The organism is Mesorhizobium sp. M0048 (genome assembly GCF_040323405.1).
Classification (GTDB): domain Bacteria; phylum Pseudomonadota; class Alphaproteobacteria; order Rhizobiales; family Rhizobiaceae; genus Mesorhizobium.
The window spans coordinates 65,287-91,441 of sequence record NZ_JAMYUV010000003.1 but is presented as its reverse complement, the minus strand read 5'-3'; the positions used below and the strand labels follow the sequence as shown (position 1 = coordinate 91,441).

The 26,155-nt window shown below is 63.5% G+C and carries 26 protein-coding genes and 1 pseudogene; 15 read left to right on the top strand and 12 right to left on the bottom strand.

Annotation, left to right across the window (positions count from 1 at the left end; genetic code table 11):
• The first annotated feature begins 110 nt into the window (after positions 1-110).
• Entirely contained in the window at positions 111-1,151 is a 1,041-nt protein-coding gene (locus tag NKJ84_RS04660) for a sulfate/molybdate ABC transporter ATP-binding protein (RefSeq protein ID WP_352505537.1), read from the top strand.
• A gap of 14 nt (positions 1,152-1,165) precedes the next feature.
• Here the strand turns inward: NKJ84_RS04660 and NKJ84_RS04655 are convergent.
• Positions 1,166-1,435, bottom strand: a pseudogene (locus tag NKJ84_RS04655) (PIN domain-containing protein); the annotation flags it as partial.
• 180 nt (positions 1,436-1,615) lie between these two features.
• Here NKJ84_RS04655 and NKJ84_RS04650 point away from each other — a divergent pair.
• Together NKJ84_RS04650 and NKJ84_RS04645 are read left to right on the top strand one after the other, a co-directional pair.
• The gene (locus NKJ84_RS04650; protein ID WP_352505536.1) at positions 1,616-2,602 is read left to right on the top strand and encodes a sulfate ABC transporter substrate-binding protein; all 987 of its coding nucleotides are present in this window, start codon (positions 1,616-1,618) and stop codon (positions 2,600-2,602) included.
• Between the two features lie 246 nt (positions 2,603-2,848).
• Positions 2,849-3,298 carry an RrF2 family transcriptional regulator gene (locus NKJ84_RS04645; RefSeq protein WP_352505535.1) on the top strand — a complete coding sequence of 150 codons (450 nt, stop codon included), beginning with the start codon at positions 2,849-2,851 and terminating at the stop codon, positions 3,296-3,298.
• Here NKJ84_RS04645 and NKJ84_RS04640 read toward each other — a convergent pair.
• The 7 genes from NKJ84_RS04640 to NKJ84_RS04610 all read right to left on the bottom strand — a co-directional run bounded on the left by NKJ84_RS04640 (position 3,295) and on the right by NKJ84_RS04610 (position 11,282).
• Positions 3,295-3,774, bottom strand: coding sequence for a gluconokinase (locus tag NKJ84_RS04640; protein ID WP_352505666.1), 480 nt, complete (start codon positions 3,772-3,774; stop codon positions 3,295-3,297). The genes NKJ84_RS04645 and NKJ84_RS04640 overlap by 4 nt on opposite strands.
• A gap of 71 nt (positions 3,775-3,845) precedes the next feature.
• Positions 3,846-4,832 (bottom strand): ABC transporter permease, encoded by a 987-nt coding sequence (locus tag NKJ84_RS04635; protein ID WP_292658927.1) that lies wholly within the window; start codon positions 4,830-4,832, stop codon positions 3,846-3,848.
• Positions 4,829-5,809 carry an ABC transporter permease gene (locus NKJ84_RS04630; protein WP_023675830.1) on the bottom strand — a complete coding sequence of 327 codons (981 nt, stop codon included), beginning with the start codon at positions 5,807-5,809 and terminating at the stop codon, positions 4,829-4,831. The genes NKJ84_RS04635 and NKJ84_RS04630 overlap by 4 nt, the downstream gene beginning before the upstream one ends.
• A complete protein-coding gene (locus tag NKJ84_RS04625; RefSeq protein ID WP_352505534.1) occupies positions 5,806-7,347 on the bottom strand; it encodes a sugar ABC transporter ATP-binding protein in 1,542 nt (513 codons plus the stop codon). The genes NKJ84_RS04630 and NKJ84_RS04625 overlap by 4 nt, the downstream gene beginning before the upstream one ends.
• Positions 7,348-7,426: 79 nt before the next feature.
• Positions 7,427-8,551, bottom strand: coding sequence for a sugar ABC transporter substrate-binding protein (locus NKJ84_RS04620; protein WP_023675828.1), 1,125 nt, complete (start codon positions 8,549-8,551; stop codon positions 7,427-7,429).
• A 296-nt stretch (positions 8,552-8,847) separates the two neighbouring features.
• Positions 8,848-9,876 (bottom strand): HTH-type transcriptional regulator GntR, encoded by a 1,029-nt coding sequence (gntR, locus tag NKJ84_RS04615; RefSeq protein ID WP_352453280.1) that lies wholly within the window; start codon positions 9,874-9,876, stop codon positions 8,848-8,850.
• Between the two features lie 173 nt (positions 9,877-10,049).
• On the bottom strand, positions 10,050-11,282 hold the full coding sequence (locus tag NKJ84_RS04610) for an MFS transporter (RefSeq protein WP_023675826.1): 1,233 nt from the start codon (positions 11,280-11,282) through the stop codon (positions 10,050-10,052).
• A gap of 174 nt (positions 11,283-11,456) precedes the next feature.
• Between NKJ84_RS04610 and NKJ84_RS04605 the strand changes: the two genes are divergently transcribed.
• From NKJ84_RS04605 to NKJ84_RS04585, 5 genes are all read left to right on the top strand, one after another.
• Positions 11,457-11,744, top strand: a complete 288-nt coding sequence (locus tag NKJ84_RS04605) for a DUF3175 domain-containing protein (protein ID WP_352505533.1) — start codon at positions 11,457-11,459, stop codon at positions 11,742-11,744.
• 119 nt (positions 11,745-11,863) lie between these two features.
• Positions 11,864-12,775 carry a myo-inosose-2 dehydratase gene (iolE, locus tag NKJ84_RS04600; protein ID WP_352505532.1) on the top strand — a complete coding sequence of 304 codons (912 nt, stop codon included), beginning with the start codon at positions 11,864-11,866 and terminating at the stop codon, positions 12,773-12,775.
• Between the two features lie 199 nt (positions 12,776-12,974).
• On the top strand, positions 12,975-13,181 hold the full coding sequence (locus tag NKJ84_RS04595; RefSeq protein ID WP_023675823.1) for a LacI family DNA-binding transcriptional regulator: 207 nt from the start codon (positions 12,975-12,977) through the stop codon (positions 13,179-13,181).
• 4 nt (positions 13,182-13,185) lie between these two features.
• Complete coding sequence (mocR, locus tag NKJ84_RS04590; protein WP_245274662.1) at positions 13,186-14,652, top strand: rhizopine catabolism transcriptional regulator MocR; 1,467 nt, start codon at positions 13,186-13,188, stop codon at positions 14,650-14,652.
• A 179-nt stretch (positions 14,653-14,831) separates the two neighbouring features.
• Positions 14,832-15,209 carry a GFA family protein gene (locus tag NKJ84_RS04585; RefSeq protein ID WP_352505531.1) on the top strand — a complete coding sequence of 126 codons (378 nt, stop codon included), beginning with the start codon at positions 14,832-14,834 and terminating at the stop codon, positions 15,207-15,209.
• 31 nt (positions 15,210-15,240) lie between these two features.
• Here NKJ84_RS04585 and NKJ84_RS04580 read toward each other — a convergent pair whose 3' ends face one another.
• Both NKJ84_RS04580 and NKJ84_RS04575 read right to left on the bottom strand, forming a co-directional pair.
• On the bottom strand, positions 15,241-15,684 hold the full coding sequence (locus NKJ84_RS04580; RefSeq protein WP_352505530.1) for an SRPBCC family protein: 444 nt from the start codon (positions 15,682-15,684) through the stop codon (positions 15,241-15,243).
• Between the two features lie 169 nt (positions 15,685-15,853).
• A complete protein-coding gene (locus tag NKJ84_RS04575) occupies positions 15,854-17,098 on the bottom strand; it encodes a DegT/DnrJ/EryC1/StrS family aminotransferase (protein WP_352505529.1) in 1,245 nt (414 codons plus the stop codon).
• A 346-nt stretch (positions 17,099-17,444) separates the two neighbouring features.
• On the opposite strand from NKJ84_RS04575, the gene NKJ84_RS04570 reads away from it, so the two are divergent.
• The 5 genes from NKJ84_RS04570 to NKJ84_RS04550 all read left to right on the top strand — a co-directional run bounded on the left by NKJ84_RS04570 (position 17,445) and on the right by NKJ84_RS04550 (position 22,741).
• A complete protein-coding gene (locus NKJ84_RS04570) occupies positions 17,445-18,419 on the top strand; it encodes a polysaccharide deacetylase family protein (protein ID WP_352505528.1) in 975 nt (324 codons plus the stop codon).
• A gap of 67 nt (positions 18,420-18,486) precedes the next feature.
• On the top strand, positions 18,487-19,455 hold the full coding sequence (locus tag NKJ84_RS04565; protein WP_023675817.1) for a rhizopine catabolism ABC transporter substrate-binding protein: 969 nt from the start codon (positions 18,487-18,489) through the stop codon (positions 19,453-19,455).
• A 204-nt stretch (positions 19,456-19,659) separates the two neighbouring features.
• Positions 19,660-20,775 carry an ABC transporter permease gene (locus NKJ84_RS04560; protein WP_352505665.1) on the top strand — a complete coding sequence of 372 codons (1,116 nt, stop codon included), beginning with the start codon at positions 19,660-19,662 and terminating at the stop codon, positions 20,773-20,775.
• 14 nt (positions 20,776-20,789) lie between these two features.
• Positions 20,790-21,602, top strand: a complete 813-nt coding sequence (locus tag NKJ84_RS04555; RefSeq protein ID WP_254819104.1) for an ATP-binding cassette domain-containing protein — start codon at positions 20,790-20,792, stop codon at positions 21,600-21,602.
• Positions 21,603-21,634: 32 nt separating this feature from the next.
• Entirely contained in the window at positions 21,635-22,741 is a 1,107-nt protein-coding gene (locus tag NKJ84_RS04550) for a Gfo/Idh/MocA family protein (RefSeq protein ID WP_352505527.1), read from the top strand.
• Between the two features lie 26 nt (positions 22,742-22,767).
• Here the strand turns inward: NKJ84_RS04550 and NKJ84_RS04545 are convergent, their stop codons facing one another.
• Both NKJ84_RS04545 and NKJ84_RS04540 read right to left on the bottom strand, forming a co-directional pair.
• Positions 22,768-23,541, bottom strand: a complete 774-nt coding sequence (locus tag NKJ84_RS04545) for a FadR/GntR family transcriptional regulator (RefSeq protein WP_254819087.1) — start codon at positions 23,539-23,541, stop codon at positions 22,768-22,770.
• A 30-nt stretch (positions 23,542-23,571) separates the two neighbouring features.
• Positions 23,572-24,573, bottom strand: coding sequence for a LysR family transcriptional regulator (locus NKJ84_RS04540; RefSeq protein WP_352505526.1), 1,002 nt, complete (start codon positions 24,571-24,573; stop codon positions 23,572-23,574).
• A gap of 109 nt (positions 24,574-24,682) precedes the next feature.
• On the opposite strand from NKJ84_RS04540, the gene NKJ84_RS04535 reads away from it, so the two are divergent.
• Both NKJ84_RS04535 and NKJ84_RS04530 read left to right on the top strand, forming a co-directional pair.
• The gene (locus tag NKJ84_RS04535; RefSeq protein ID WP_352475453.1) at positions 24,683-25,297 is read left to right on the top strand and encodes a nitroreductase family protein; all 615 of its coding nucleotides are present in this window, start codon (positions 24,683-24,685) and stop codon (positions 25,295-25,297) included.
• Positions 25,294-26,151 (top strand): EamA family transporter, encoded by an 858-nt coding sequence (locus NKJ84_RS04530; protein ID WP_352505525.1) that lies wholly within the window; start codon positions 25,294-25,296, stop codon positions 26,149-26,151. Before NKJ84_RS04535 ends, NKJ84_RS04530 begins: the two co-directional genes overlap by 4 nt.
• Positions 26,152-26,155: the final 4 nt, after the last annotated feature.

Here is a 26,155-nt window from a genome sequence, read left to right as displayed (position 1 = left end):
TGTGTAGCGGTTTTTGGACAACGACATGCATAAAACAAAGATTTGATGTCGCCCAAAAGTGGGAACCTGTTTTGGGATAACGGCATGCATCAACTACAAAAGGGATTTGCATGGAAGTTCGCGTTGCCAACGTGCGCAAGGAGTTTGAGCGGTTTCCGGCCCTCCGCGACGTTTCGCTCGACATCAAGTCGGGAGAACTGATCGCCCTGCTGGGACCTTCCGGTTCCGGCAAGACGACGCTGCTCAGGCTGATTGCCGGCTTGGAGCGGCCGACCCGCGGAAAGATCTTCTTCGGCGAAGAGGATGCCTCTCAAAAGTCGATTCAGGAGCGCAATGTCGGCTTCGTCTTCCAGCACTACGCGCTGTTTCGCCATATGACGGTCGCCGACAATATCGGCTTCGGACTCAAGGTCCGGCACGGGCCGTCACGCCCGTCGGCGAAGGAAATCCGCCGCCGCGCCTCGGAACTCCTCAACCTCGTTCAGCTTTCCGGTCTGGAAAAACGCTATCCGGCACAGCTTTCGGGCGGCCAGCGCCAGCGCGTGGCGCTGGCCCGCGCCATGGCGATCGAACCGGCCGTGCTCTTGCTCGACGAGCCGTTCGGCGCGCTCGATGCGCAGGTGCGCCGCGAACTGCGCCGCTGGCTGCGCGAGATCCACGACGCCACCGGCCACACCACGGTCTTCGTCACCCATGACCAGGAAGAGGCGCTGGAGCTTGCCGACCGCGTCGTAGTGATGAGCCAGGGCCGCATCGAGCAGGTCGGCACCGCCGACGAAATCTACGACACTCCGAACTCGCCCTTCGTCTACGGCTTCATCGGCGAATCGAGTTCGATTCCGGTCAAGGTCGAGGACGGCCAGGTCTGGATCGCCGACCGGCCGATCGGGCTTTCCGCGCCGCACGCACCGCAAGGCGAAGCGACGCTGTTCTTTCGCCCGCACGACGTCGATCTGGTGGAAGAATGCAACGGCTGCATCGCCGGCACGGTCGCCGCCAGCCGCCGCGTCGCCGGCACCAGGCGGGTCGAGCTCGAAATCGGCGGCGAACGTCAGCGGGTCGAGATCGAATTGCCCGTCGATCATCCGGCGGCGCAGAAAAGTCGAGTGGCTTTTAGGCCGCGGCGCTGGAAGCTTTTTCCGGCTGCTTGATCCTCTATCAGGCGCTACACCAGCCAGTTCTCGACCTTCAGGCCTTTGATCCGGTTGAACTCCCCGGTGTTGGCGGTCACCAGGGTAGTTCCAAGCGCACGGGCGTGGGCAGCAATAAAAAGGTCATTTTGGCCGATGGTCTGGCCCCTGCCTTCCAGTTCTGCGCGAATCGCGCCGTACTCGGCATCCACCGGCACATCGAGCGGCAAGACGGGAATCTCAGCCAGCAATTCCTCGACCTTCTTGTGCAACTTGGCTGATCTTTTCTTGACGCAACGCCGACGGCATCGGCGCCGCTGCCAAGCTGTCCTGAGACTCTGCTTGAAAGAAAAAACTAGAAATCGCCCACAGCGGGAATATTTCTTCTATCGACAACGTGGAGCGGCCGCTCTGCGTGCCTCGTCGCGCACGATGCCTTGCCGCTATGGTCCGGCATTAAGCTCATGGCATTGGAGCCTGTTTTCATGAAGCGATTTTTGCTTGGCGTCGCCACATTGGCCGGCCTGGTCCTCGCATCCTCCCAAGCCTGGCCGGCCGACAGATTGCTGAACGCCTCTTACGATGTCGGTCGCGAACTGTTTGCGCAGGTCAACAAGGCGTTCGTCGCCGGCCACCCTGGCGTCACCATCGATCAGTCGCATGCCGGAACCTCGGCACAAGCACGCGCCATCGCCGAAGGCCTCGGCGCCGACGTGGTCACGTTCAACCAGGTCATCGACATCGACTTCCTGGTCAAGAAGGGTCTTATCTCCGCCGACTGGCAGAAGGACTTTCCCGACAACGCCTCGCCTTTCTATTCGCTGCCCTCCTTCCTGGTGCGCGCCGGCAATCCGAAGCACATCAAGGATTGGAACGATCTCGTCCGCGACGACGTCCAGGTGATCTTCCCCAATCCGAAAACCTCCGGCAATGCGCGCTACACCTATCTCGCGGCCACCGCCTACGCCAAGGAAGCCTTCAAGGGCGACGATGCCAAGGTGAAGGAGTTTGTGACGAAGCTGTTCAACAACGTGCCGATCTTCGACACCGGCGGACGCGCCGCGACCACCACTTTCGTGCAGCGCGAAATCGGCGACGTGCTGATCACCTTCGAGTCGGAAACGCGCGGCGTCCGAAAGGAGTATGGCGAGGACAAGTTCGAACAGGTGACGCCTTCGGTCAGCCTGTTGGCCGAATTCCCGGTGGCGATCGTCGACACCGTTGCAGACGAGCATGGCACGCGCGATCTCGCCAAGACCTATCTCGACTTCCTCTATACGCCGGAGGGCCAGGACATCGCCGCCCGCAACGGCCTGCGGGCCCGGGACGCGGCGGTCGCCGCCAAATACAAGGCTGAGTTTCCCGACGTCCGCCTGCTGACGGTGGAGGACGTCTTCGGCGGCTGGGCCAAGGTCCAGGCCGAGCACTTTGCAGCGGGCGGCCTGCTCGACCAGACTTATGGCAGCCGCTGAGGCGATCTTCCAACTTTGACAGAAGCCGGCTTTGCCGGCTTCTTTGCTTTCGCGCCGCGAACGGTGATTTCTGGCACTTTCCGGGCGCATTCCGTCCAAAACGTTACAAAGAATCAACGCGTTTGTGCCTACCGTGAGAACGGACGGCTTGTTTTCGCGAACGGCTTCGCGTGATCAAACCGTCATGATTTGCACACAAACAACCGCCAGACGCGGGTGGTTGGGGCTTTATGGGTTGGTTCGGGCATGCTTACCAAAAAAGGCAAATACGGCCTCAAGGCCCTCGTGCATCTGTCGGGCCTGCCGGTTGGCCAGCTCGCATTCGTCAATGACATTGCGGTCGCCAACAACATCCCGAAGAAATTCCTCGATGCCATCCTGGGCGAGTTGCGCAACGCCGGCTTCGTCCAGAGCCGCAAGGGCAAGGAAGGCGGCTACCGCCTCGCCGGGCCGGCTTCCGAGATCAAGATCGGCCATGTCGTGCGCGTCCTCGACGGGCCGCTGGCGCCGATCCCCTGCGCCAGCCGCACGCAATACCAGCGTTGCGAGGATTGCGACGAGGCGACCTGCCAGGTCCGGCACATGATGCTGGAGGTGCGCCAGGCGATCGCGGAGGTGCTGGACAACCGTAGCCTCGCCGCCATGCGCGATGCCGACAATGACGATTTCCCGGTCGAACTGACGTCGCAGATCTAGCGCGCGAGCAGGCTCAAGGCGGTCCCCACGGTATCGGCGACCGGACGCGTGCCATCCAAGGTCATTGCCGCCTCGTCCGCCGCTGGCGCCTCAAGCGTGGCGAACTGGCTGTCGACCAGGCTTGCCGGCATGAAATGACCCTTGCGATTGCCGACGCGCTTTTTTGCCGTTGCCGGGTCGATCTCTAAATAGACGAAAACGATATCAGGGCAAAAGCCGCGCAGTCGATCGCGATAGCTGCGCTTCAGCGCCGAGCAGGCGGCGACTACACCTTGCCCGCTTGCGACCGACGCGGCCATGCGCTGGCCGATCGCGTCCAGCCAGCCCTCGCGCAGCGCGTCGGTAAGCGGCTGCCCGCTCGCCATGCGCGCGACGTTTTCGGGCGGATGCAGCCTGTCGCCTTCGATAAAGAGGGCGCCCAATGCCGCTGCAAGCGCTTCGCCGACGACCGACTTGCCGCAGCCGGCAACGCCCATCACCACGATGGCGGGTGTCGCTCGTCCAGTGCTCGCCGGCTTATATGCCACGTCCTTCCCAGTCATGCAGGTCAGCGGCTTGCCGGCGCGCGGCCATAGAGCAGCAGCATGGCGACGATGACGACGCCATAGATGATCTGCCGTCCCGCCTCCGGCATCTGCATGACGGAAAGAATGGATTGCAAAAGCGTGATCAGGATCACGCCAGCGACGGTGCCGAGATAGGAACCGCGCCCACCGAGGATCGAGGTGCCGCCGAGCACCACCGCTGCTATCGACGGCAGAAGATAGGCGTCGCCCATCGACTGTGCCGCCTTGGAGGCATAGCCGGCCAAAAGCACGCCGCCGAAGGCGGAGAGCCCGCCCGAAACCGCAAAGGCGATCATTACCACGCGCCTTGTGTCGATGCCGGAAAGATAGGCGGCACGCTCGCGATTGCCGATGCCATAGACGGTGCGGCCGAAGCCGGTGCGGGTCAGCACGAACACCATTGCGGCGCCGATCAGTGCCCAGATGAGCACGGCGTTGGGCACGCCAGGAACGGCAAAGCCGGTCGCCAGATAGCGCATCGCACCGGTCGCCGAATCCTGCGGCGAGAAACCGCCCGTGTAGACCACCATCAGCCCCTGCGCGACGGCGTTGGTGGCAAGCGTGATGATCATCGAGGGAATGCGCAGATAGGCGACGCCGATGCCGTTGACGATGCCGATCAGAACACCGCAGAAGATGCCGAACGGAATGGCAAGCGCCACACCGACCGGCCCATAAGCGGCCGCGGCGCAGGCCATCATCGCGCCGGCCGCCACCGACCAGGGTACCGACAGGTCGATCTGGCCGAGCAGGATGACCAGCATCATGCCGGTGGCGATGACGCCGAGAAACGACGCCACCTTGAGCTGCTGCAAAAGGTATTCAGGCGACAGGAAGCTGCGCGAATAGAGGCTGCCGAGGAACAGCAGCAGCACGATACAGGCGAACGCCGTCAGCACCGCAGGGTCGGCGCGGCGGAGGAATTTCGGCATGCGGCCGGCGAGACCACTCACAGTCGTTTCGCTCACAGGAACCACTCCAGCCGGTTGCGGACCCGAAACAGGGCGAACGCGCCGAGGCTGACCGCGATCAGCAGAATGACGCCCTGGAACAGGGGCTGCCAGAGCGGATCGAAATCGAAGACGAACAGCAGGTCGCCGATGGTGCGGAAGGCAAGCGCGCCGAAGATCGCGCCGATGGCGCTGCCCTTGCCGCCGAACAGCGACACGCCGCCAAGCACAACCGCGGCAATCGAAAACAGCGTATAGGCGTTGCCGCTGGCATAGGCCGCATCACCGGTATAGGTGAAGAACGTCAGGAACAGCCCGCCGATCGCGGCAAGCAGACCGGCAAGCGCATAGGCGGCGAACTTTCCACGCCGGATCGGCACGCCGGACATGTAGGCCGCCATCTCCGAGGAGCCGGCTGCATAAGCGGCGCGGCCTAGCACCGACCGGCTGAACGGCACCCAGACCACGAGCACGACCGCCAGCAGCGTCACCAGACTCGCCGGCACAAAACCAAACAGGCGCCCGGTCAGCGCATCGGCGAGCCCTTCATTGACCGAGCCGCCGGGAAACGGCCGAAGCAGCAGCGCGATGCCGAAATAGACCGCGCCGGTGGCGATGGTGGCGACGATCGGCTGCAGGCGTCCATAGATGACGATGGCGCCGTTGATTGCCCCGCACAGCAGCCCGGTGCCGAGCACGGCGAGGACGCCGAAGGCGGTCTCGATGCCGGTGCCGACGACCAGCCACGAGGCCAGGCAGTTGGTCAGCGTGAAGATCATGCCGACCGAGAGATCGATGCCGGCGGTGATCACCACCAGCGTTTGCGCCATGGCGACGAAGGCGAGCAGCACGCCCTTGTTCGAGGCCGTCTGTACGACGTTGGCGGTGAAGCCCGCCGGATGGTTCGAGGTGTAGATGACGAACATGACAACGAAGATGCCGAACGCCAGCAGCGTTCCGCGCTGTTCGGCAAGCCAGTAGCGCCAATCCTTCACGCGTCCGCTCCTTGCCTTGGCATCTCTTCGTGAATGTTGAGCGCGCTGGCGATCAGCGCCCGCTCGGTGATTTCGGCGCCGACCAGTTCACGCTTGACCGCGCCGTCATAGAGCACCAGCACGCGGTCGCAGCAGCCGATCAGCTCGTCATAATCGGTCGAATAGAAGAGGATCGCCGCACCCTGCTCGGCAAGCTTGCGCATCAACTGGTAAAGCTCCTGCTTGGTGCCGACATCGATGCCCCGCGTCGGGTCGTTGAGCAGGATGATGCGCGGCTGCCGCATCAGCCATTTGGCGATGACGACCTTCTGCTGGTTGCCGCCGGATAGCGCGCCGACCGGAATGTCGAGCCCGGCGGTCTTGATCGCCAGGAGACCGACCATATCGTCGATCAGCCGCTGCTCGGCGGCGCGATCGATGATGCCGGCCCTGGACAGCCGGTCAAGGGCGGCGAAGGAGAGGTTTTCGCGCACCGTCATCGGCAGCATCAACCCTTCGGTCTTGCGGTCCTCCGGGATCAGCGCCATGCCGATCCGGTCATCGCGCGCCGCAGCCGGACTGGCGATCGCCACCGGCCTGCCGTCGATCAGTATCTGGCCTGACAGGCCGCGCAGCACACCGAAGAAGGCGAGCAGCAATTCGCGCTGGCCCTGGCCGTCGAGGCCGCCAAGCCCGACCACCTCGCCCGCCCCGACCGACAGCGAGACATCGTGCAGCCGATCCGTCCATGACAGGCTGCGCGCCTCGAGAACCGGCGTGGCTGCGGCAGCCGCCCGCGCGGGCTTGGGCGGAAAGATGTGGCTGTATTCGCGCCCGATCATCAGCTCGACAACTTCATTGTCGCTCTTGGTGCCGGCGGCGTAGCTGGCGACATTGCGGCCATTGCGGAACACCGTGCACTGGTCGGCCAGCTCGGCGATCTCGTTCATGCGGTGCGAGATGTAGAGCAGCGCCAGCCCTTCCGAACGCAACCGCTTCAACACGGCAAAAACCCTGGCGACGTCAGCCGCGGTCAGCGCCGAGGTCGCCTCGTCGAGGATCAGGATGCGCGGCTTGCGCGCCAGTGCCTTGGCGATCTCGACCATCTGCCTTCTTGAAAGAGGAAGATCCTTGACCAGCGCCAGCGGATGGATATCGGAAGCGCCGGCGCGAGCCAGGGCTTCTTCGGCGATGCGGCGCTGCGCCTTGCGGTCGATCATGCCGAAACGCTTCGGCGGATCGGAAATGACGATGTTGTCGGCGACGCTGAGTTCGGGGACGAGCGACAGTTCCTGGAAGATGCAGACGATGCCGGCCTGGTTGGCAGCGGCCGGCGAAGCGAAGGTAACTTCGCTTCCGTCCAGCATCATGCGGCCCTCGTCGGGCGCAACGACCCCCGCCATGACCTTGATCAGCGTCGATTTGCCGGCGCCGTTCTCGCCGAGAATGGCGTGGATGCTGCCTGGAGTGACCGACAGTTCGGCCTTCTCCAGCGCCCGCACGCCGCCATAGCGCTTGGATATGCCTTCCATGCGGAAGAGCGGAACCGCACCGTCCATCGGCCCTCCCCAGGCGCTTGGCAATCAGGATGTCGAGCGCCGACGCCGCGGGATTCCCGCGGCGTCGGGCTGTCGGAGTTTACTGGTTTTCCTTGCTCTGGCCCATGATTTCCTGCGCCGTGAAATTGATGCCGCAGGTCGGGAAGGAATTGCCGACGAAGAAATTGTCGGACTGATCGGGGAAGAAATCCTGGCCTGCCTTGAAGTTCGGATCCTCGACGATCGCCAGCGGCAGCTTGACCGCTTGCGGCACGACCTGGCCTTCAAGTGCTGCAATCGCCGTCTTGATGGCGACCGCGACCTGAGCCGGGCCGGTGCCGGCCGACGAGCATTTCAGGCCGTCAGCGGCGAACTTGGCGCAGAATTTGCGGAAGCCGTTCTCCGTCTCGCCGCCGAACGGCACGAACGGATGCTTGGCATCGATCATCGCCTGCACGATGCCGGTATCGCCGCCCTGTCCGGTAATGCCGTCGAAGGGGCCGTTGGTGGCAATGGCATCGGCCGTAGCCTTTTGAGCAACGCCGTCATCCCACTTGCCGACGACCTCGGTGACATCCCATTTCTTGCCGGAAGCGTCGAGAACCTCGTGGATGCCGTTATGGCGATCGGTGTCGACGGACGTGCCGGCGACGCCGCGCACTTCCAGCACCTTGCCGCCGTTCGGCACGTGCTTGACCAGCCAGTTGGCCCACAATTCGCCAAGGCCTTTCTGGTCGACATTGACGTTGATGGCATCCTTGGTGTCGAGGATGTTGTCGAAGGCGACCAGCACCACGCCGGCTTCCTTGGCCCGCTTGATGACCGGACCGAATGCGGTCGGGTTCTGGGCGTTGACGACAATCGCGTCATAGCCGGAATCGATGAAATTGTTGATTGCCGAAATCTGGGCCGGCACGTCCTCGCCGGTCGAGACCACCTTGAATTCCTTGAGCTTGGCCGCGACCTCCGGCTGCGCTGCATAGGCCTTTGCCGTCTGCACCATCTGGATGCGCCATGTGTTGGCGATATAGCCGTTGGCCAGAGCGATGCGGTACGGGCCGTCTTTCTTGGGGAACTTGAAGAACTGCGTATCGGCCGACCAGGGCGCGAAGCAGTCAGGCTCGGCCGATGGCCCCTTGACGATTTCAGGATCGGCGATCGCCGACGAGCTCAGCATGACGAAAGCAGTGGCGGCAACGATTCCGCCAACGAGTGACTTGATCATCGATATTCCTCCCAGTTGCAGTTTTGTTTGTTGTTACGCCGATGAATTTGCGCGTTTCCGGCCCGGCACCTCCCGCCGTATCCGTCGCGCGTTCAGGTGGCCGAATGCCGACCCGATCCCCTCCTTTGCTGCCCGGCTAGTCCCGCAAAAACTATCATATTATACATAATAAACAAGCATGAGCTGTCGCTTATGTATAATAAACAGCCTCCCATCGTCGGGGCGAAGTACCGCCCGGCGATAACTGGTAGCGCTACCATGACGTAGTGTAAAGCGCCATTGCGTCGAAGCTCGCTTCAGCGCGCCGTGCTCTCACGTCGCTTGAGTTCGAAGCCAAGGTCGACGACCCGCTGCTCTGGCCTGTTGCCTTCGATCGCCGCAAGCGCCATGGCGACCGCCCGCCGGCCGATCTCGTAGCGGTAGGTCCGAACGCTGGTGACCGACGGAAAGGCCACCTCCATCATGTCGAGATCGTTGAAGCCAACGATGCCGATCGTCTTCGGCACGGCGATCGAAGCGCGGTGGCATTCGAACAGCACGCCAAGGGCGATATCGTCATTGTTACAGAACACCCCATCGAGGCTCGGCACCTTGGCCAGCGCGTCGCGGAACAATTCGCGGCCGAGGGTGACGCTGGAGGGCACCGGCGTCGTGGTGGTGAGCCTCGGATCGAACAGGCCGGCCGCCTCCATCGCCGCGCGATAGCCGGCAAGCCGCCGCTGCGAACGCGGATCCATGCGCGCACCGATGAAGCCGATCCGGCGATAGCCTGCCTCGATCAGATGTTCCGCAGCCGCCTTGCCGCCCTCGAAATGCGAGAAGCCGACCATCATGTCGACCGGATCGGGCCCGGTCTCCATCACCTGCACCACCGGACAGCCTGCCGTTTCCAGCAGTTTTCGCGAGGCCAGCGTCTGGTCGATGCCGGCCACGATCAGCGCCGCCGGGCGTTGCGGGCCAAACACCTGCAGCAGCCGCTCTTCCTCGAGGCCGGAATAGTGGGTGTTGCCTAGCTGAATCCGGAAAGGGCCGTCCGACAGGCTGTCGTAGATGCCGCGCACCACTTCGGCAAAGACGTTGTTGGTAAGCGACGGCACCAGAACGCCAAAGACCTCGGCGCGCGCCGAAGCCAGCGCCCGCGCATTCGGGTCGGGCACATAGCCGAGTTCGTTCACGGCCGACTCGATCTGGCGGCGCAGATCTTCCGAGACACGCCCCGGCTCACGCAGGGCGCGCGACACGGTAATGGCGCCGACGCCGGCCTTGCGGGCGACATCGGCGATGGTCGGGCGGCCGCCGCCGCGGCGCGAGCGCGGCTTGATCACCGTACTGGTCCCGAAGCCGGGCAACCGCCCAGACGCGACCGTGAGACGATGTTCAGGGTCTTTGCCACTGCTGCCTTGCCAACCTGGCCCGTTGCCACACCTTGTCTGGCGTCGCGCAGCCTTCGGCTATTGTCAAGCGACGGCCGGAGAGACTGTATCCGTACCGCTGTGCTTCAGGCCGCCACAGCAGCGCTGCGCCGGGCCTTCCACAGCAGCAGCACCATGGCCAAAATATTCAGCAGGTTCCAGGCAATGCCGTTGAGGAACGCGGCGGCATAGGAGCCGGTCAGATCGTAGATCCAGCCCGACATCCAGCCGCCGATCGCCATGCCGAAGATGGTCGCCATCATGACGATGCCGACGCGCTGGCCAGCCTCCTTGGCTGGCATATATTCGCGCACGATGATCGCATAACAGGGCACGATGCCGCCTTGCGACAGGCCGAAGACCAGCGAGACGACATAAAGCGAGGCAAGCCCGTCGAACGGGATATAGAACAACAGCGACAGGCATTGCAGCACCGAGCCGATCAGCAGGGTTTTCACGCCGCCGATGCGATCGGCAAGGAAACCCGAGCCAAGCCGGCTGACGACGCCCGCCGCCAGCATGATCGACAGCATATCGGCGCCATGCGCCACGCCGTAGCCGAGATCCATGCAATAGGCGACGATATGGACTTGCGGCATCGACATCGCCACGCAGCAGCCGAGCCCGGCCACGATGAGCAGCGCCTGCAAGGCCGCCGGCGACAGGGAGATCGGCTGGACCACGCGGCTGCCCGGCGATCCCGGAGCCGCCTGGGGCGGTGCGCCGCGCCGGAGCAGCAGGATCAAGGGCACCATGGTGACCAGGCAGACGACGCCGATCGCGGCATAGGTGAAGCGCCAGCCTTCGGTCTGCATGACATAGGGCATCGCCGTCGGCCAGATCGCTCCGGCGAGATAGTTGCCGGACGCGGCAGCCGTCACCGCGACGCCGCGGCGACGGTTAAACCAATGCGAGATATCGGCGATCAAAGGGCCGAAGATCGCCGACGAGCCGACGCCGATCAACAGGCCCTGGACGAGGGTGAACTGCAGGATCGAACTGGTCAACGACGCCAGCATGAAGCCGGCGCCAAGTGTAATCGCGGCAATCAGCGCCGGGATCCAATACCCCATGCGGTCGATGGCGCGGCCGAACAGCACATTGCCCGCGGCAAAGCCGACCATGGTCGCGGTGTAGGGCATCGAGGCAGCGGCGCGATCGACGCCGAATTCTGCCTGCACGGCAGGCAGCACCACGACCACCGCCCACATGCCGACCCCGCCGATCGTTGCCAGCAGCATCGAGACGCCGAGCCGTATCCAGGCATAGGCACTGTCGATGCCGGAACTTCCTGCCTGGCTTGAGACGATTGGGGTCAAGAGCGTTTCCTGTCCGCAGTTCTTGAATCGGCGGTTCTGACCACTATCGGCGCATTCGCATCGCCGAGCAGCGCCACGACAGGCAAATCCGTGGCTCCAGCGATTCGGGCCGAAGTGGAACAGGGGTGCGCCATAAGGCGTTTTCCGGCAACGACCTAGTGGAAGGAGTTTGCCATGACCGCGCAACGGAAATGGTCCGCCGACGTCACCGAGCACAGTGACGCGCTGGACCTCGAGGAACATATCTTCGAATCCCACGATCCAAGGAAAATCGCCGCCTCGTTGAAGCGATCGGCCGAGCACAGCGACCGACGCAAGGCAGGGCCGTTTCAATCCGCCATGTCGATGCTGAATTTCTACATCAACCGCGCCGGCAAGAACCTGCCGGCGGCGCAGAAGGAAGTGCTGGAGGACGCAAAGGATGAACTGCGCGTCCTTTTTGGCCGCCCAAAGGAAGACTAGAATCGGTCACCATTAATTGGTTCTGCCAAATTCGGCTGAACTGGACCTAGTGACAGGGCCTCTTTGTCGCCAGTCTGCAGGCTCGGCTTGTCTTCCCAAGCCCGCAAAAGCCTGGCGTCATGACGGTCAAGATCGGCATCAATCCCATCACCTGGAGCAATGACGACGTTCCGGCGCTTGGCGGGGATACGTCCTTGGAGACTTGCCTGTCGGAAACGGCGCTGGCCGGCTACCGCGGCACCGAACTCGGCGGCAAATTTCCGCGCCAGGCTGAAGTGCTTGGGCCGCTCCTGTCTTCCTATGGCCTGGAACTCGTTTCCGGCTGGTATGATGGCCGCATTCTCGACCGCACGGTCGACGAGGAATTCGCGGCGATCACCCCACATCTTCAGCTGTTGCGCGACCTTGGCGCCAGGATCGTCGTCTACGCCGACACCTCGCGCGGTCGCCATGACGGCATTTTCGCACCGATCTCCGAGCGTCCGCGCCTCGCCGACAGGGACTGGCCGTCCTATGGCAAGAAACTGACCGCCCTCGCCGACCGCATGGCTGCATTCGGGGTCGGCATGGCCTTCCACCACCACATGGGCACCATCGTCGAGACGGACGATGAAGTCGACAGGCTGATGGCGGCGACGGGCCGAAGCGTCGGCCTTTTGTTCGATACCGGCCACTGCCTGTTTTCGGGCGGCGACCCGCAATCGCTGCTGCAACGGCATCTCGACCGTATCGTGCATTTCCATTGCAAGGACGTTCGCAGGGCGGTGCTGGAACGGGCACGCCGCGAGGACATGAGCTTCATGGCGGCGGTAATGGACGGCATTTTTACCGTGCCCGGCGACGGCTCGGTCGATTTCCTGTCATTGCTGAAACCCCTCGCTGCGCGCGGCTATGAAGGCTGGCTCGTTGTCGAAGCCGAGCAGGATCCGGCCAAGGCGCATCCGCTGACCTATGCCAGCAAAGGCTATTTCTCGCTGCTCGCCACCGCCCGCGAGGCCGGCTTCGAAGTGGCGACTCGGAAGGCAGGCTGACCGGCCCGCATTGCGAGCCGGAGGAACATAATGGGCGCGCGCCTCGATGGGGTTAGCGACGCGAAAGCGCCCGGCGATCCGCGCCGCCTTGCTCCCTGCGCGGCGCGGATCGCAGAATCCCGGCTCTGGATTAAAACCCCGACTTTCAAGCTTGAGGCCGGCCGGAAGCCGTGCCTTGATGCAACCGAGGAGGAGCGACATGGCTTTCGAAGCTGCGCTTGGCATGGAACGGCTTTGCACCATCCGGGAGATTGCCGAGAAGGCGGAACTTGGCGCCGCCACCGTGCATCGCGCGCTGAAGAACAGCCGCGAGATCCGCCCCGAAACCAGGCGACTGGTGCTCGACACTGTCTGCCGGCTCAACGAGGAAAAGATCGCCCGCGCCGCCCGGTCCGTCGGGGGATAGTGCCGTGGCCGACCACATGCGCCTTTCCCTCGACATCATGTCGGTCGACCGTGCTTCGGAAGAACCGATGCATCGTCAGATCTACGGCGCCTTGCGACGCTTCATCCTTGACGGCCAGATCCCGCAGAACACGCTGCTGCCGTCGACGCGCTCGCTGGCCGAAGATCTGAAGGTCGGGCGCAACACGGTCATCGCCGCCTATGACCAGCTCCTTGCCGAAGGTTTTATCGAGGCGCGTGCCGGATCGGGCACCTGGGTGGCGCCGATCCAGCAGAACCGCCCCTTGGCATCCCTGCGCGCCGGACTGGCAGCGCCGCAAAAGCTGTCGCGGCGCGGTCAGACCATCGTCAACGGCCCGCAACCGCCGCGTAATGCCGGCGTCATCAATTTCCATCCGGGCGTGCCTGAAACGGCATCGTTTCCGTTCACCATCTGGTCAAGCCTTCTGGTGCGCAATGCACGCAGCCGCGACGAGAGCCTGCTTGGTTATCTCTCCTTTGCCGGCCACCCCGGCCTGCGTCAGGCCATTGCCTCGACCATCGGCCTGTCGCGCGGCATCAGCTGCACCGCCGACCAGGTGATCATCGTCACCGGTGCGCAAGCAGCACTCGATCTCGTCTCGCGCGTGCTGATGGACGAAGGCGACCATGTCTGGATGGAGGAGCCCGGCTATCTCGGCGCCAAGAGCGCCTTTCTCGCCAGCGGCGCCAGGCTGGCACCGTTGAAGGTCGACCGGCGCGGCTGGCATCTTGCCGATCCGGAGCTGCCGCCGCCGCGGCTGATCTATGTGACGCCATCCTGCCAGTGGCCGTTCGGCACCATCATGCGCATCGAGGAGCGATTGCAGTTGCTCGACATCGCCGAACGCAACGGCGCCTGGATCGTCGAGGATGACTATGACGGCGAATACCGGTTCCGCGGCCGGCCGGTGCCGGCGCTGCGCGGGCTCGATCATGCCGACCGCGTCGTCTATATCGGCAGCTTCGGCAAGACGCTGATCCCGGCGCTGCGCATCGGTTATCTGATCGTGCCGCGCGAATTGTCGGTGCCCTTCGACCGGGCGGTGAGCATCACCGGTCAGTTCGCGCCGCTGATCCTGCAGGCAACGGTCAACGACTTCATCACCCAGGGCTATTTCGCCACGCATCTCAAACGCATGCGCCGGCTCTATGCGCGCCGGCAGGCGAACTTCGTCAAGCTATGCCAGGAGCATCTGGCCGAATGGCTGACCGTCACGGAAAACGATTCCGGCATGCAGCTGCTGGCGAGCTTCGTCAGGCCCTATAAGGACAGCGACGTGGTTGCCGCGGCCGTCAAGGAAGGGCTCGACGTCCAGGGCATCTCGATCAACTACCATTCCACAGAACCCGAGCACGGCCTGTTGCTCGGCTATGCAGCGATGGACGAACGCCAGATCCTGCGCGCCGTGCTGGCGCTGCGCGCCGCGTTTCTAAGATTGGACAGAAGCTAGAGCCGGCTCTCCATCTCGTTCACCGCGGGGTTGAGTCAATCGCCCGCAGTGATTAGGAAGGTGGGGCGTCGGTCCTTGTTTTTCGGCGTTCGCGCAAAGCGCGCTTCCCAAGGCCGAACCACCCCGAAAACCAGAAGCATGCCCACCGCCGGTACGGCGGGCACGCATTCATCTGAACCATGAGGATTGCCATGAGAACCGCATCCTGTGCCTGTGGGCAACTGAGTATCTCCTGTAACGGAGAGCCGCAACTGGTCGCACAGTGCCACTGCCTCGACTGCCAGAAACGGACCGGCAGCACATACGGCGTCGCCGCCTTCTTTGCGCGCGACAAGGTAGAAGCCGAAGGCGACGCCAGTACCTACAGGCGATCGGCTCGGAGCGGCCATCACGTCATTTTCCATTTCTGCCCGGGCTGCGGCTCGAGCGTCTTCTGGGAGCCCGAGCGAAAGCCTGAATGGATCGCCGTCGCGGTCGGCTGCTTCGCCGATCCCGCCTTTCCGGCCCCGGCGCATGTTGGGTGGGAAGAACGGCGTCATCCCTGGGTTTCCGGTTAGCGACGCCAACCCGCCAGGGCAGCGCTTTATCTTACTGGTTGATCTCGGGTTCAACGAGCTTCGCCAGATTTCGCAGCGACTCCTGCCAGCCGAGATAGCAGGCCTCAACCGGGATGGCGTCTGGAATACCTGCCTGCGTGATATTCACTTCGGTGCCGACCGACACTTTCTTCAATGTCACGGTCACCTCGATCTCGCCGGCCAGGTTGGGGTCGTCGAAGCGGTCGGTGTAGCGCAGCTGCTCATTGGGGACGAGCTCGACATATTCGCCGCCGAACGAGTGGCTGTCGCCGGTGGTGAAGTTGCGGAAGGACATTTTGAACGTACCGCCGACTTTCGCCTCGAAGTGATGAACCGTGCAGGTGAAGCCGTCCGGCGGAAGCCATTTCGCAAGTGCATCTGCTTCGAGGAACGCGCGGTAGACTTTCTCCGGGCTTGTTGTCAGAACGCGGTGCAGCCGTACGGTGCCGGGCATATCGTTAATCCTCCGTGTTGGTGATCGATGCCCCCTAGGACGAGCGGAGCCCGGCCTATCCGACACGGGCCTGCGGATTTTTTGGCGACCGGTAATGCCGGCCGGAATCCTCGCCCGGCCACCGGACAAGGAACTCGACCGCAGGGGAGCAAACCGCGCCGGAACTGGTCTAGTTCACACTGTCGAACTTCTGCAGGTCAACCGGTGCCGCCTTGCGCAATTCGATATCATCGAGCGAAGCATTCTCCAGCGCCACCCGCGCCGCCGCGTCGATGTTGTGGATCATGTCCTGAATGTCGGTATCGCTGTGCGCCGGGTTCATGGCGACCATCACGGTGCGGTTGAGGATGTCGAGCGAGCGCTTGCCGAGGTCGTCGGAATAATCCAGCCGCAGGCCTTGGTTCTCGGGCAGTGCGTAAGGATTGAGCGCCGGATGATGCGCGCCTTCATGCATCAGCACCTGGTCCCACTGAGTAAAATTGTGACGGCCGGTCTTGCCGGCGATGACGCTCGGAATGGTTTTCGAAAAAGTCTGCGCCGCCTGCTCGCTCGGCAGCAGGTACATCACCTGTGCGGCACAATCGTCGTCCGCGCTGTTCATCGGCGACGTCGTCAGCCCAAGATTGCTAAGGTGGCGGGTACCGGCCAGCACCGTCTTCTTCTCGGCTCGCATCGCCTCGATGATGCCGTCCAGCCGGTCGAGTTGGACGTTGAGCATCGCCCCCATCAGTTCGGAAGCACGCGCGCCGATGCCGGCGAAGGGTTTGATGCTGTCGCTTCTGCCCTGCCAGTAGAAATGGCAAGGGTCGATTGCGCAGCGCGCCCGTTCCGCCACTTTCGGGTCGCTGGTGGCGATGCCGCCGCCCTCACCCGAGGTCATGTTCTTGAAATAGTTGAAGGAATAGGCGCCGGCATGGCCGATCGAGCCGAGCTTGCGGCCCTCATAGCCGCCGCCGATGCCTTGGCAGACATCCTCCAGCACCAGCAAGCCGCGCTTGGCAGCAATGTCCATGATCGCATTCATGTTGCAGGCCGCGCCCCACATATGCACCGGGATGATCGCCCTGGTGCGCGGCCCGATGGCGTCGCGCAAAGCGATGGGATCGATGGTCAGGCTCTCGTCGATATCGACGATGACGGGAATGGCCCCGACCGACAGCACCGCGGTCGCTGTCGCCATATAGGTGTGCGCGGGAACCAGCACTTCGTCCCCCGGGCCGATGCCGAGCCCGATCAGGCCGGCGGCGAGCCCATAGGTGCCGCTGGCGGCCAGTGCGAAATGCTCGACGCCAAGATGCTGCGCATAGCGGGCCTCGAAGCGGTCGCATTCGCTGTCCTTGCCGTAACGAAACAGCGCGCCCGAGCGGATCACCCTGGCAATGGCTTCGATTTCCTCTTCGCCGGCGGTGTACATGACAGGCCTCCAAGGCTCTTGATAATGTGGTCGCTTGATGGTGTGGACAGCTGTAGGCTTGTCGGCACAGTTTGAAAGAACCACTCCGCCGCTATTCGACCAAGCCATCTGCGCCCGGAAGACGGTTCCTATGACTGGTTTTGAACCGTGATTGGGGAAATCGGTAGCTAAGTGTCTCAGCCGGCAGGCAAATCGTACCCATCCGAATTCGCCAAAGTGGCCCTGTCGGAAACCCAACTTTCGGCGTTCCATTCCGGCCAGTTGGGCAAACGGTTGGTTCCATGAAATACGGGACACACTTTGGAAGACCCTCGAAACCGGCGCGCCGGCGGGAAGGCGGCCGGTCGTGAACGCCGCCGGCTCCAGCAAACGGATCGTGCTCCACGAGGACGATGTCGGCATGTGCCACGGCGCCAACAGCGCCTTCCTCGAATTGAGCGGGCTGGGTGTCTGCAGTTCCGGCGCGGTGATGGTGCCATGCCCGTGGTTCCTCGAAATGGCCGAGAGCGCCGTCGCCAAACCTGCCCCTGACCTTGGCGTTCACCTGACGCTGAACAGCGAGAAGCAGCATTACAAATGGCGGCCGTTGACCGCGCCGTCGCGGGCGGCCGGCCTGACCGACGAGTTCGGCTTCTTCTGGCCCGACGTGGCGACCACGCGCCGCAAGGCGGTGCCGCAGGCGGTCGAGGCCGAGCTTCGCGCCCAGATCGACACCGCCTATCGCGCCGGCATCGACGTCACCCATCTCGACGCGCATATGGGCGCGGCATTGTCGCCGGAATTTTGCGACATCTACATCAAGCTCGGGCTCGAATATCAGCTGCCCGTGCTGTTGACCAAGACCCTGTCCGCCTATTCCCCCAACGACAATCTGGTCGGCGTCACCGAGGAGGCGTTCCAGCGCGGCGTGGCGCTGGCCCGTGCCGGCGGCTTTGCCATTTTCGACGCCGCCATCCAGACGACCTGGGGCCGGCCGCGTTCCAGGCCGATCGAGCCGGCTTACAAAGCGCTCATCGAGGGTGTGCGCGAGGGCCTGACCTTCTTTTGCCTGCATTGCAACGCGCCCGGTGAACTCGAGCTGATCGAGCCGCGCTCCGCCTATATCCGCACCGAAGAGTACGAGCTGTTCCGCGACCAGGGCTTTCGCGACTGGCTCGCCGCACAGCCGATCGACGTCATCGGCATGAAGCCGTTGCGCGAGGAGCTTCGCGCCGCACTCTCGGCCGGGCGATTATCAACGACAGCCCGCGGCAACACCGCGGGCGAACAGCGATTGGCATCGGCAAAGGCCCGCAAAGCGGCCACCCGATCCGCGACGTGAGCCGATCGTCGCGGCCGGAAAACGGCGCCAGAGGGATTGGAACTGCAACGACAAATGGGAGAATAAGATGAAAACTCTTCTGAAAGTGGCATTGGGCGCCTTCGTCTCGGCGGGCCTGATGACAGGCATTGCGCATGCCGCGGGGCTCAAGGATCCGAAGGACGTGCGCATCACCTTCGTGGTGCATGGGTCGGCGTCCGATCCCTATTGGTCGGTGGTCAAGCGCGGCGTCGATGACGCGGCCGCCCTTACCGGCGCCAAGGTCGAATATTACGCGCCGCAGGTCTTCGACGTGGTCGAGCAGGCCCGGCTTCTCGACGCCGCCATCGCCACCAAGCCGGACGGTATCGCCGTCTCCATCGCCGACGCCAATGCGCTCGGCAAATCGGTCAAATCCGGGCTTGCCGCCAATATTCCCATGGTGGTTCTGGATTCCGGCGAAAAGGAAGGCGCCGAGCTCGGCACGACGCTCTATGTCGGCACCGTTTCCGAATATGATTCCGGCAAGAAGGCCGGCGAGCGGCTGGCCAAGGAAGGCACGCTGAAGGTCGTTTGCATCAATCACGAAGTCGGCAATGTCAGCCTCGACCAGCGCTGCCAGGGCCTCAATGACGGGCTGAAGCCATCCGGCGGCGGCACCGAGGTTCTGGCCGTAGCGCCCGATCCCGCAGACATTCAGCGCCGCACGGAAGCCTATCTGTCGGCACATCCCGACACGCAGGCCGTCTTCGCGCTTGGCGCCACTGCCGCCAATCCGCTGATCCCGATGTTCCGCGACAAGGAACTGTTCGGCAAGCTCAAGCTCTATACCTTCGACATCAGCCCGGAGGTTCTCGACTCTGTCGTCGCTGGCGAAATGGGCTTCGGCATGGACGCCCAGCAATATCTGATGGGCTATCTGCCGGTGATCTATCTGGTCGAGCAGGCGACGCACGGCTTCTGGCCGCAGAACAACGCCTATACCGGACCGCTGTTCATCGACTCGCCGGAAAAAGCCAAGGCGATCCTGGCGCTCGCCAAAGAGGGCATCCGCTAAAGCAGTCGCGCAAAAGTGTGCAGCGGTTTTGCGGTAATGACATGCATCAAAATTTAGGCGAGCGCTCCGACGGAACGGGAGAATGCGCCAAGCGCTCTCCCGTTCGTTCGAAGATTGCGATTTGAGCGATTGGAGAGCCTAATGGCAGTCGTGGAAGACAAGGCGATATCTCCTGGTGAACTGAAGGCGACCGACCGCTTCGGCATGACGTCGAAGCGGGCCGCCGGCGCCGACGAACGGTTGGCCAGCACCGACAAGCTGACCCAGTGGCTGCGCCGGCCGGAAGCCGGTGCCGCCGGTGGGCTGCTTGCGACGATCATCATCTTTGCGCTGCTGCCGGGCGCGGCGAACCTCTATTCGCTGCAGGGGTCAATGACCTTCCTGACGCTGTCGGCGGAGCTCGGCATCGTCGCCACCGCGGCAGCACTCCTCATCATCGCCGGCGAGTTCGATCTTTCGGTCGGCTCCATGGTCGGCTTCGCCGGTGTTGTCATCGGGCTGACGGTGAAGTACTGGGGACTGCCGCTATGGGGCGGCATCGCCTGCGCCTTCGCCGTTGCCATCCTCACCGGCTATCTCAATGGCCTGATCGTGGTGAAGACGCGCCTGCCCTCCTTCATCGTCACGCTGGCCACGCTCTATATCCTGCGCGGACTGTCGATCGGCATCACCCGCGCCGTCACCGGCCGCACCCAGATCCCCTACATACTCGAGGGCGCACCGGATCCGGCGACGGCCGGCATTTTCAACGGCCATCTGCTCACCGGCCTGTTCCACTGGATGGGCGCGCAAGGCTGGATCGCCACCCGTAGCGACGGCATCCCGTTCGTCGCCGGCATTCCGATGTCGATCGTCTGGTGGCTTGGCCTGACGGCGCTGGCCGGCTACGTGCTGACCCAGACGAAATACGGCAACTGGATCTTCGCCACTGGCGGCGACCTGATCGCAGCCCGCAACGTTGGCGTGCCGGTCGATCGCGTCAAGATCAGCCTGTTCATCTACACCGCCTGCGCGGCGACGCTGCTTGCCACCATCCAGGTGATGGAGGCGGGCTCCGCCGACACCACGCGCGGCCTGCTCAAGGAATTCGAGGCGATCATCGCCGCCGTCATCGGCGGCGTGCTGCTCACCGGCGGCTACGGCACCGTCTATGGCGTGCTGTTCGGCGCGCTGATCTTCGGGCTGGTGCAGATGGGCATCTTCTACACCGGCATCGACACTGACTGGTTCAAGGTCTTCCTCGGCATCGTCATCCTGATGGCCGTGCTGGTCAACAACTACATCAGGCTGAAGGCGCTCGGCCGCGGAGGTGGCAAATGACCGAGCCGGCCCAAATGACCGCGCCAGCAATGGAACTGCGCGGCGTCAGCGTCAATTTCGGTTCGGTGCGCGCCCTCCAGGACATCGACATCAAGGTCTATCCGGGCGAGGTCCACTGCCTGCTTGGCGATAACGGCGCCGGCAAGTCGACACTGATCAAGGTTCTGTCCGGCGTCTACCGGCCGACCAAGGGCGAAATCCTGGTCGACGGCAAGCCGGTCACCTTCCGCAGCCCGCGCGACGCGCAGGAGCTCGGCGTGGCAACGGTGTTCCAGGATCTCGGCATGATCTCGCTGATGTCGATCACCCGTAACTTCTTCCTCGGCCGCGAGCCGACCAAAAGCAGCCTGCCCTTCTCGCGCATCGACAAGGAGCGCGCCAACACCATCGCCAGGCAGGCGATGGCCGATATCGGCATCGACGTGCGCGATCCGACGCAAGCCGTCGGCACGCTGTCGGGCGGCGAGCGCCAGTCAGTGGCGATCGCCCGCGCCGTGCATTTTGGTGCGCGCGTGCTGATCCTCGACGAGCCGACCTCCGCACTCGGCGTCCACCAGGCGGCGATGGTGCTGAAATTCATCATCGAAGCGCGCATGCGGGGCCTGGCCGTCATTTTCATCAGCCACAACATCCACCATGCCTATCCGGTCGGCGACACCTTCACCCTGCTCAACCGCGGCCGCAATCGCGGTACCTACGCCAAGTCGGAGATCTCGCGCGACGAGGTCATCTCGATCATGTCGGGCGGCGAGGATCTGAAGGCGGTCGAGGCGGAGATTGCCGGCCTGCTCGCCCAGATCGGCAACCGGCCGCCTGCGGCGCCTTGAGCTGACATCAGGACATTGCGGGGAATGATCCAATGAGCAGGATACGCGTCGGGGTCGTCGGCGCCGGCATGATCTCGCAGCTCGAGCATATTCCCAATCTGCTGCGCCTCAGTGAATTGTTCGAGCTGGTCGGGGTCGCCGATCCCTCCAGGATCTCGCGGCAGTTCGTCACCGACACGCATGGCATTGCCAATTTCGAAACGATCGACCAGCTCTTCGACCAAAGCCTCGACGCGGTGGTGATCGGCTCGCCGGACCCGCTACATCACGAACAGGTGCTGGCGGCGCTGGCGGTTGGCCTGCATGTCTTTTGCGAAAAGCCGCTTTGCTATTCGCTGGCGGAAATCGCCGGGATCGTCGCCGCGCGCGACGCCGCCAGGAAAATCGTTCAGGTCGGCTATATGAAGCGCTTCGACCCGAATTACCGGCTGGCGCTCGCTTCGCTGCCTGGAACATCGAGCACGCTGCGCGCGGTCTCGGTGGAGGTAAACGATCCCGACGCCTGGCCGTTCATCACCCACCAGCCCTACAGGCGCGGCACCGATATCCCCAACGACCTGATCGCCGCTGTCGCCGCCAAGCAGAAGCGCCAGGTCGAATACGCCATCGGTATCCCTGTGACGAAGCTCGCTTTCCGTGGATTTATCGGCGCTTACAGCTCGGCCTTGATTCACGACGTCAACGCCGTCCACGGCCTGCTCGACGCGCTCGGCGTGCCGGACGGCGAGGTCGTCGGCGCGCAGATCTTTGCCAATGGCGACGGCGGCCAGGGCGCAGTCAAGTTGCTGGACGGGCAGGCGCTGTGGACCATGACCCATCTCACCGTGCCCAAGCTCGCCGATTACAAGGAGCGGATCACGCTGTTCTTCGACGATACCAGCCTCGAGCTCGAATTCCCCTCGCCCTGGCTCAACCATCATCCAACCCGGCTGACGGTGACGACCTCGGACGGTCACATACTGTCGAAGCGTGATTTGCGCGCCGGCTACGCAGAAGCCTTCGTCGAGGAGATGCGTGGCTTCCGGGCGGCCATCGTCAATGGCGACCCCGTCGTCAACCCGCCCGAACACGCCGCCCGCGACCAGGAGCTGCTGCTCGGCCTGACATGGCAGCATCTGGCGACCGCACCCTTCGACTGAGCGCTCAACCTGTAGCCGAACGGCCGCTACCTGGACTTGATGACGCTGTCGGTATTGGCCAGCAGCTTGCGCACCGCATTGCGCGCCGCGTCTGGCCGCTGCAGGCGGATGCTCTTCTCGATTGCCTCGTGCAGCCTCTGGGCATGCTGCAAATCGTCGAGTTCCCGCGTCGTAAAAGCGAACAGATGATCGAACGCCGATTCGATCAGCACGCCGAGCGGCACCAGCAGATCGTTGCCCGAGGCGCGCAGGATGGCGAGGTGAAACCGCGTGTCGGCGCGCGTGCGCTCCTGCAGATTGGTCGCCTCGCCCATCTCGCGGCAGGCCTGGCTGATCTCGGCCATCTGCTCGTCGGTGCGCCGCATGGCGGCAAAGGCGCTGGCCTCCGGCTCGATGATGTGGCGGAATTCCTGCACGGTCCTGAGGAACACCTCGCGATCCGGCGAGGTCGCGTACCAGGCCAGCACGTCGCGATCGAGCAGGTTCCAGCGCTCCTTCGGCTCGACCCAGCTGCCGATTTTGGGACGTGACGACAGCAGGCTCTTGGCCATCAGCATTTTTATGGCTTCGCGCACCGCCGAGCGGCTGACGTCGAAGGTCTCGGACCATTTGGCTTCGTTGGGCAGGATGGTTCCCGGCGGATAGTCGCCGCGCACGATCCTCAGCCCGATTTCGTTGGCCAGCGACGCGTGAACGCTCGACCCGGGTATGCGCGCCGCATCGGCCCGGCGAATACCGCTCGTGCGTTCGGCGAACGCCTCGGCCGCTGTCTTTCCCTTGTTCGGCTTCGCGTCCTGCATAGCTCCACAAAGTCCGGATTTGGAGGCGTGTCAAGGAGATGAAATCGACGGCAATATCTCAGTTTGGTTTTCCGCCTCAGTCCCCTCCCCGACACCGCGCTTCGCCGAGCGCTCACGCCGGAGCGGCACAAACAGCTTCTCTTTGTTCCGATTGAATTCCTCGATCAGGAAATCTAGGAAGACGCGGATTTTCGGGGCAAGATGCTGCCGTGCCGGATAGACCGCGTAGAGCGTGGTTTCGACCTTTTCCCAGTCATCCAGAGCCGATTGCAGCCGGCCTGCTTTCAGGTCGCTCTCGACATAGGGATAAGGGATCAGGCTGACGCCGAAGCCGGCGCGCAGCGCATCGCGCACCGCAAGGCTTGACGAGACCGTGTATCGTCCGTCGATGGCGATCCGCTCGATGCGGCCGTCCTTGCGGAATTCCCATATGTCCGCATGCCCCGAGAGGCTGAACCGGATGCAATTGGCCGCCTTCAAATCGGCAGGCGTCTTGGGCCGGCCATGCTCCTCGAAATAGGACGGAGCTGCGCAAAGCACGTGTGGCATGACCGCAAGCTTTCTCGCGACCAGGCTGGAATCCTCGAGATTGTCGCTGCCGCGAATGGCCAGGTCAAATCCCTCCCGCACGATATCGACGCGCCTGTCGTCAAGATGCAGATCGAGTTTCAAATCGGGATAGCGCGATAGGAACGCGGGGATGGCAGCCGAAAGCCGCGTCAACGTGACAGTCATCGGCGCGCTGACCCGCAACGTGCCGCTCGGCGCCGTCTTGACCGGGGCGAGGACCTGGTCGGCCCTGGCCAGCGCATCGAGCCCCTGCGTGACATGCTCCAGATAGATTCTGCCTTCTTCGGTCAGGGCCATGCGCCGCGTTGTCCGGTTGATAAGCCGCACCCCCAGATGCGCCTCCAATTCGGCGATGTTCTTGCTGACCGCGGGAGGAGAGAGACCGAGCCGCCGTCCGGCTTCGGCAAAGCTGTTCAGTTCCGCCACATGGCGGAAAACCTGCAACGCCGTCAGGCGATCCATCTCATCATTCTCTTCTAGTAAACAATGTCTTTCAATTATCGCGTATTATCGCTCGTTGGTAAATTCTCTATCTGCTATCCGAACGGCTTGCTCAATTCGGAACGACATGATGACCAACCCCACAATCTCCCTGATCGAGCGGCGCATGTCGGCCAATCGGTTCGATGCCTCGCACGCATTGACGGATGCCGAGGTCGAGGAACTGGCACGCCTCGCAACGCGCGCGCCAAGCGCCTACAACCTTCAGAATTGGCGGTTCATCGCCGTGCGGACGCCGGAAGCAAAGGCGCGGTTGCGCAGCGTGGCCCATGGCCAGGCCAAGGTGCAGGAAGCAGCGGTCACCTTCATCGTCTGCGGCGTACTGCCCGACCACGCTGCCCTCAATGCCAGGCTGCGTCCTTTCGTCGAAGCCGGCTTCATGCCGGCGGATATGGCTTCGGGCTGGCGGGAGGGCGCCCGCGCCCAATATGCCGATCCTCTAGCGGCCCGCGACGAGGCGGTGCGCTCGGCAACGCTCGGCGCTGCAACGCTGATTTTCGCGGCCGAAGCGCTGGGGCTCGTCTCCGGTCCGATGGCCGGCTTCGATGCCGAAGGCGTGGCGCGCGAGTTTGGCCTTGGGCGCAATGAAGTGCCGGTGATGCTCATCGCAGTCGGCCGCGCCGCGCCCGGAAACTGGCCGCAAAAGCCGCGTCGCCCCCTTGCCGAAGTACTGGAAATCTTATGAAAACGCACCGTTCCGATCTGTTGCTTACAGCCCTTGCACCCGCAATATGGGGCAGCACCTACATCGTCACCACGCAGTTCCTGCCGAACTTTTCGCCGATGACGGTTGCAATGCTGCGAGCCTTGCCCGCCGGATTGCTGCTGCTCGCGATCGTTCGGCAACTGCCGACGGGCATCTGGTGGCTACGCAGTTTCCTGCTCGGAGCCCTCAACATCTCGATCTTCCTGAGCCTGTTGTTTGTCGCCGCCTACCGGCTTCCGGGCGGGGTCGCCGCGACCGTGCTGTCGGTCCAGCCGTTGATCGTGATTTTCCTTGCTGCTGCCCTGCTTGACAGCCCTGTCCGCCGGTTGGCGATCGTCGCCGCCCTTGTCGGGATCGCAGGTGTCGCGTTGCTGGTGCTGACCCCGAACGCGACGCTCGATGCGGCCGGCGTTGCCGCCGGCGTCGCCGGGGCGGCCTCCATGGCCTTCGGAAGCGTATTGGCCCGTAAGTGGCAACCGCCAGTATCGCTGCTTACCTTCACGGCATGGCAGCTGACCGCCGGCGGTCTGCTTCTCGTTCCAGTGGCTCTGCTTTTCGAATCGTCCATCCCGCTCCCGACCGGCCCCAACCTGCTTGGACTGGCGTGGCTCGGGCTGATCGGTGCGGCGCTGACCTATGTCCTCTGGTTCCGGGGCATTGCGCGACTAGAATCCGCAGTGGTGTCATCGCTGCTTTTCCTCAGCCCGGTGACCGCCGTGCTGCTTGGATGGGTATTCCTGGATCAGACGCTGACCTTGCCTCAAATCGCCGGCGTCGTTTTCGTCATCGGCAGCATCTGGCTGGCTCAACGGCCCAATCGGAACGAGGCTTGAGCCT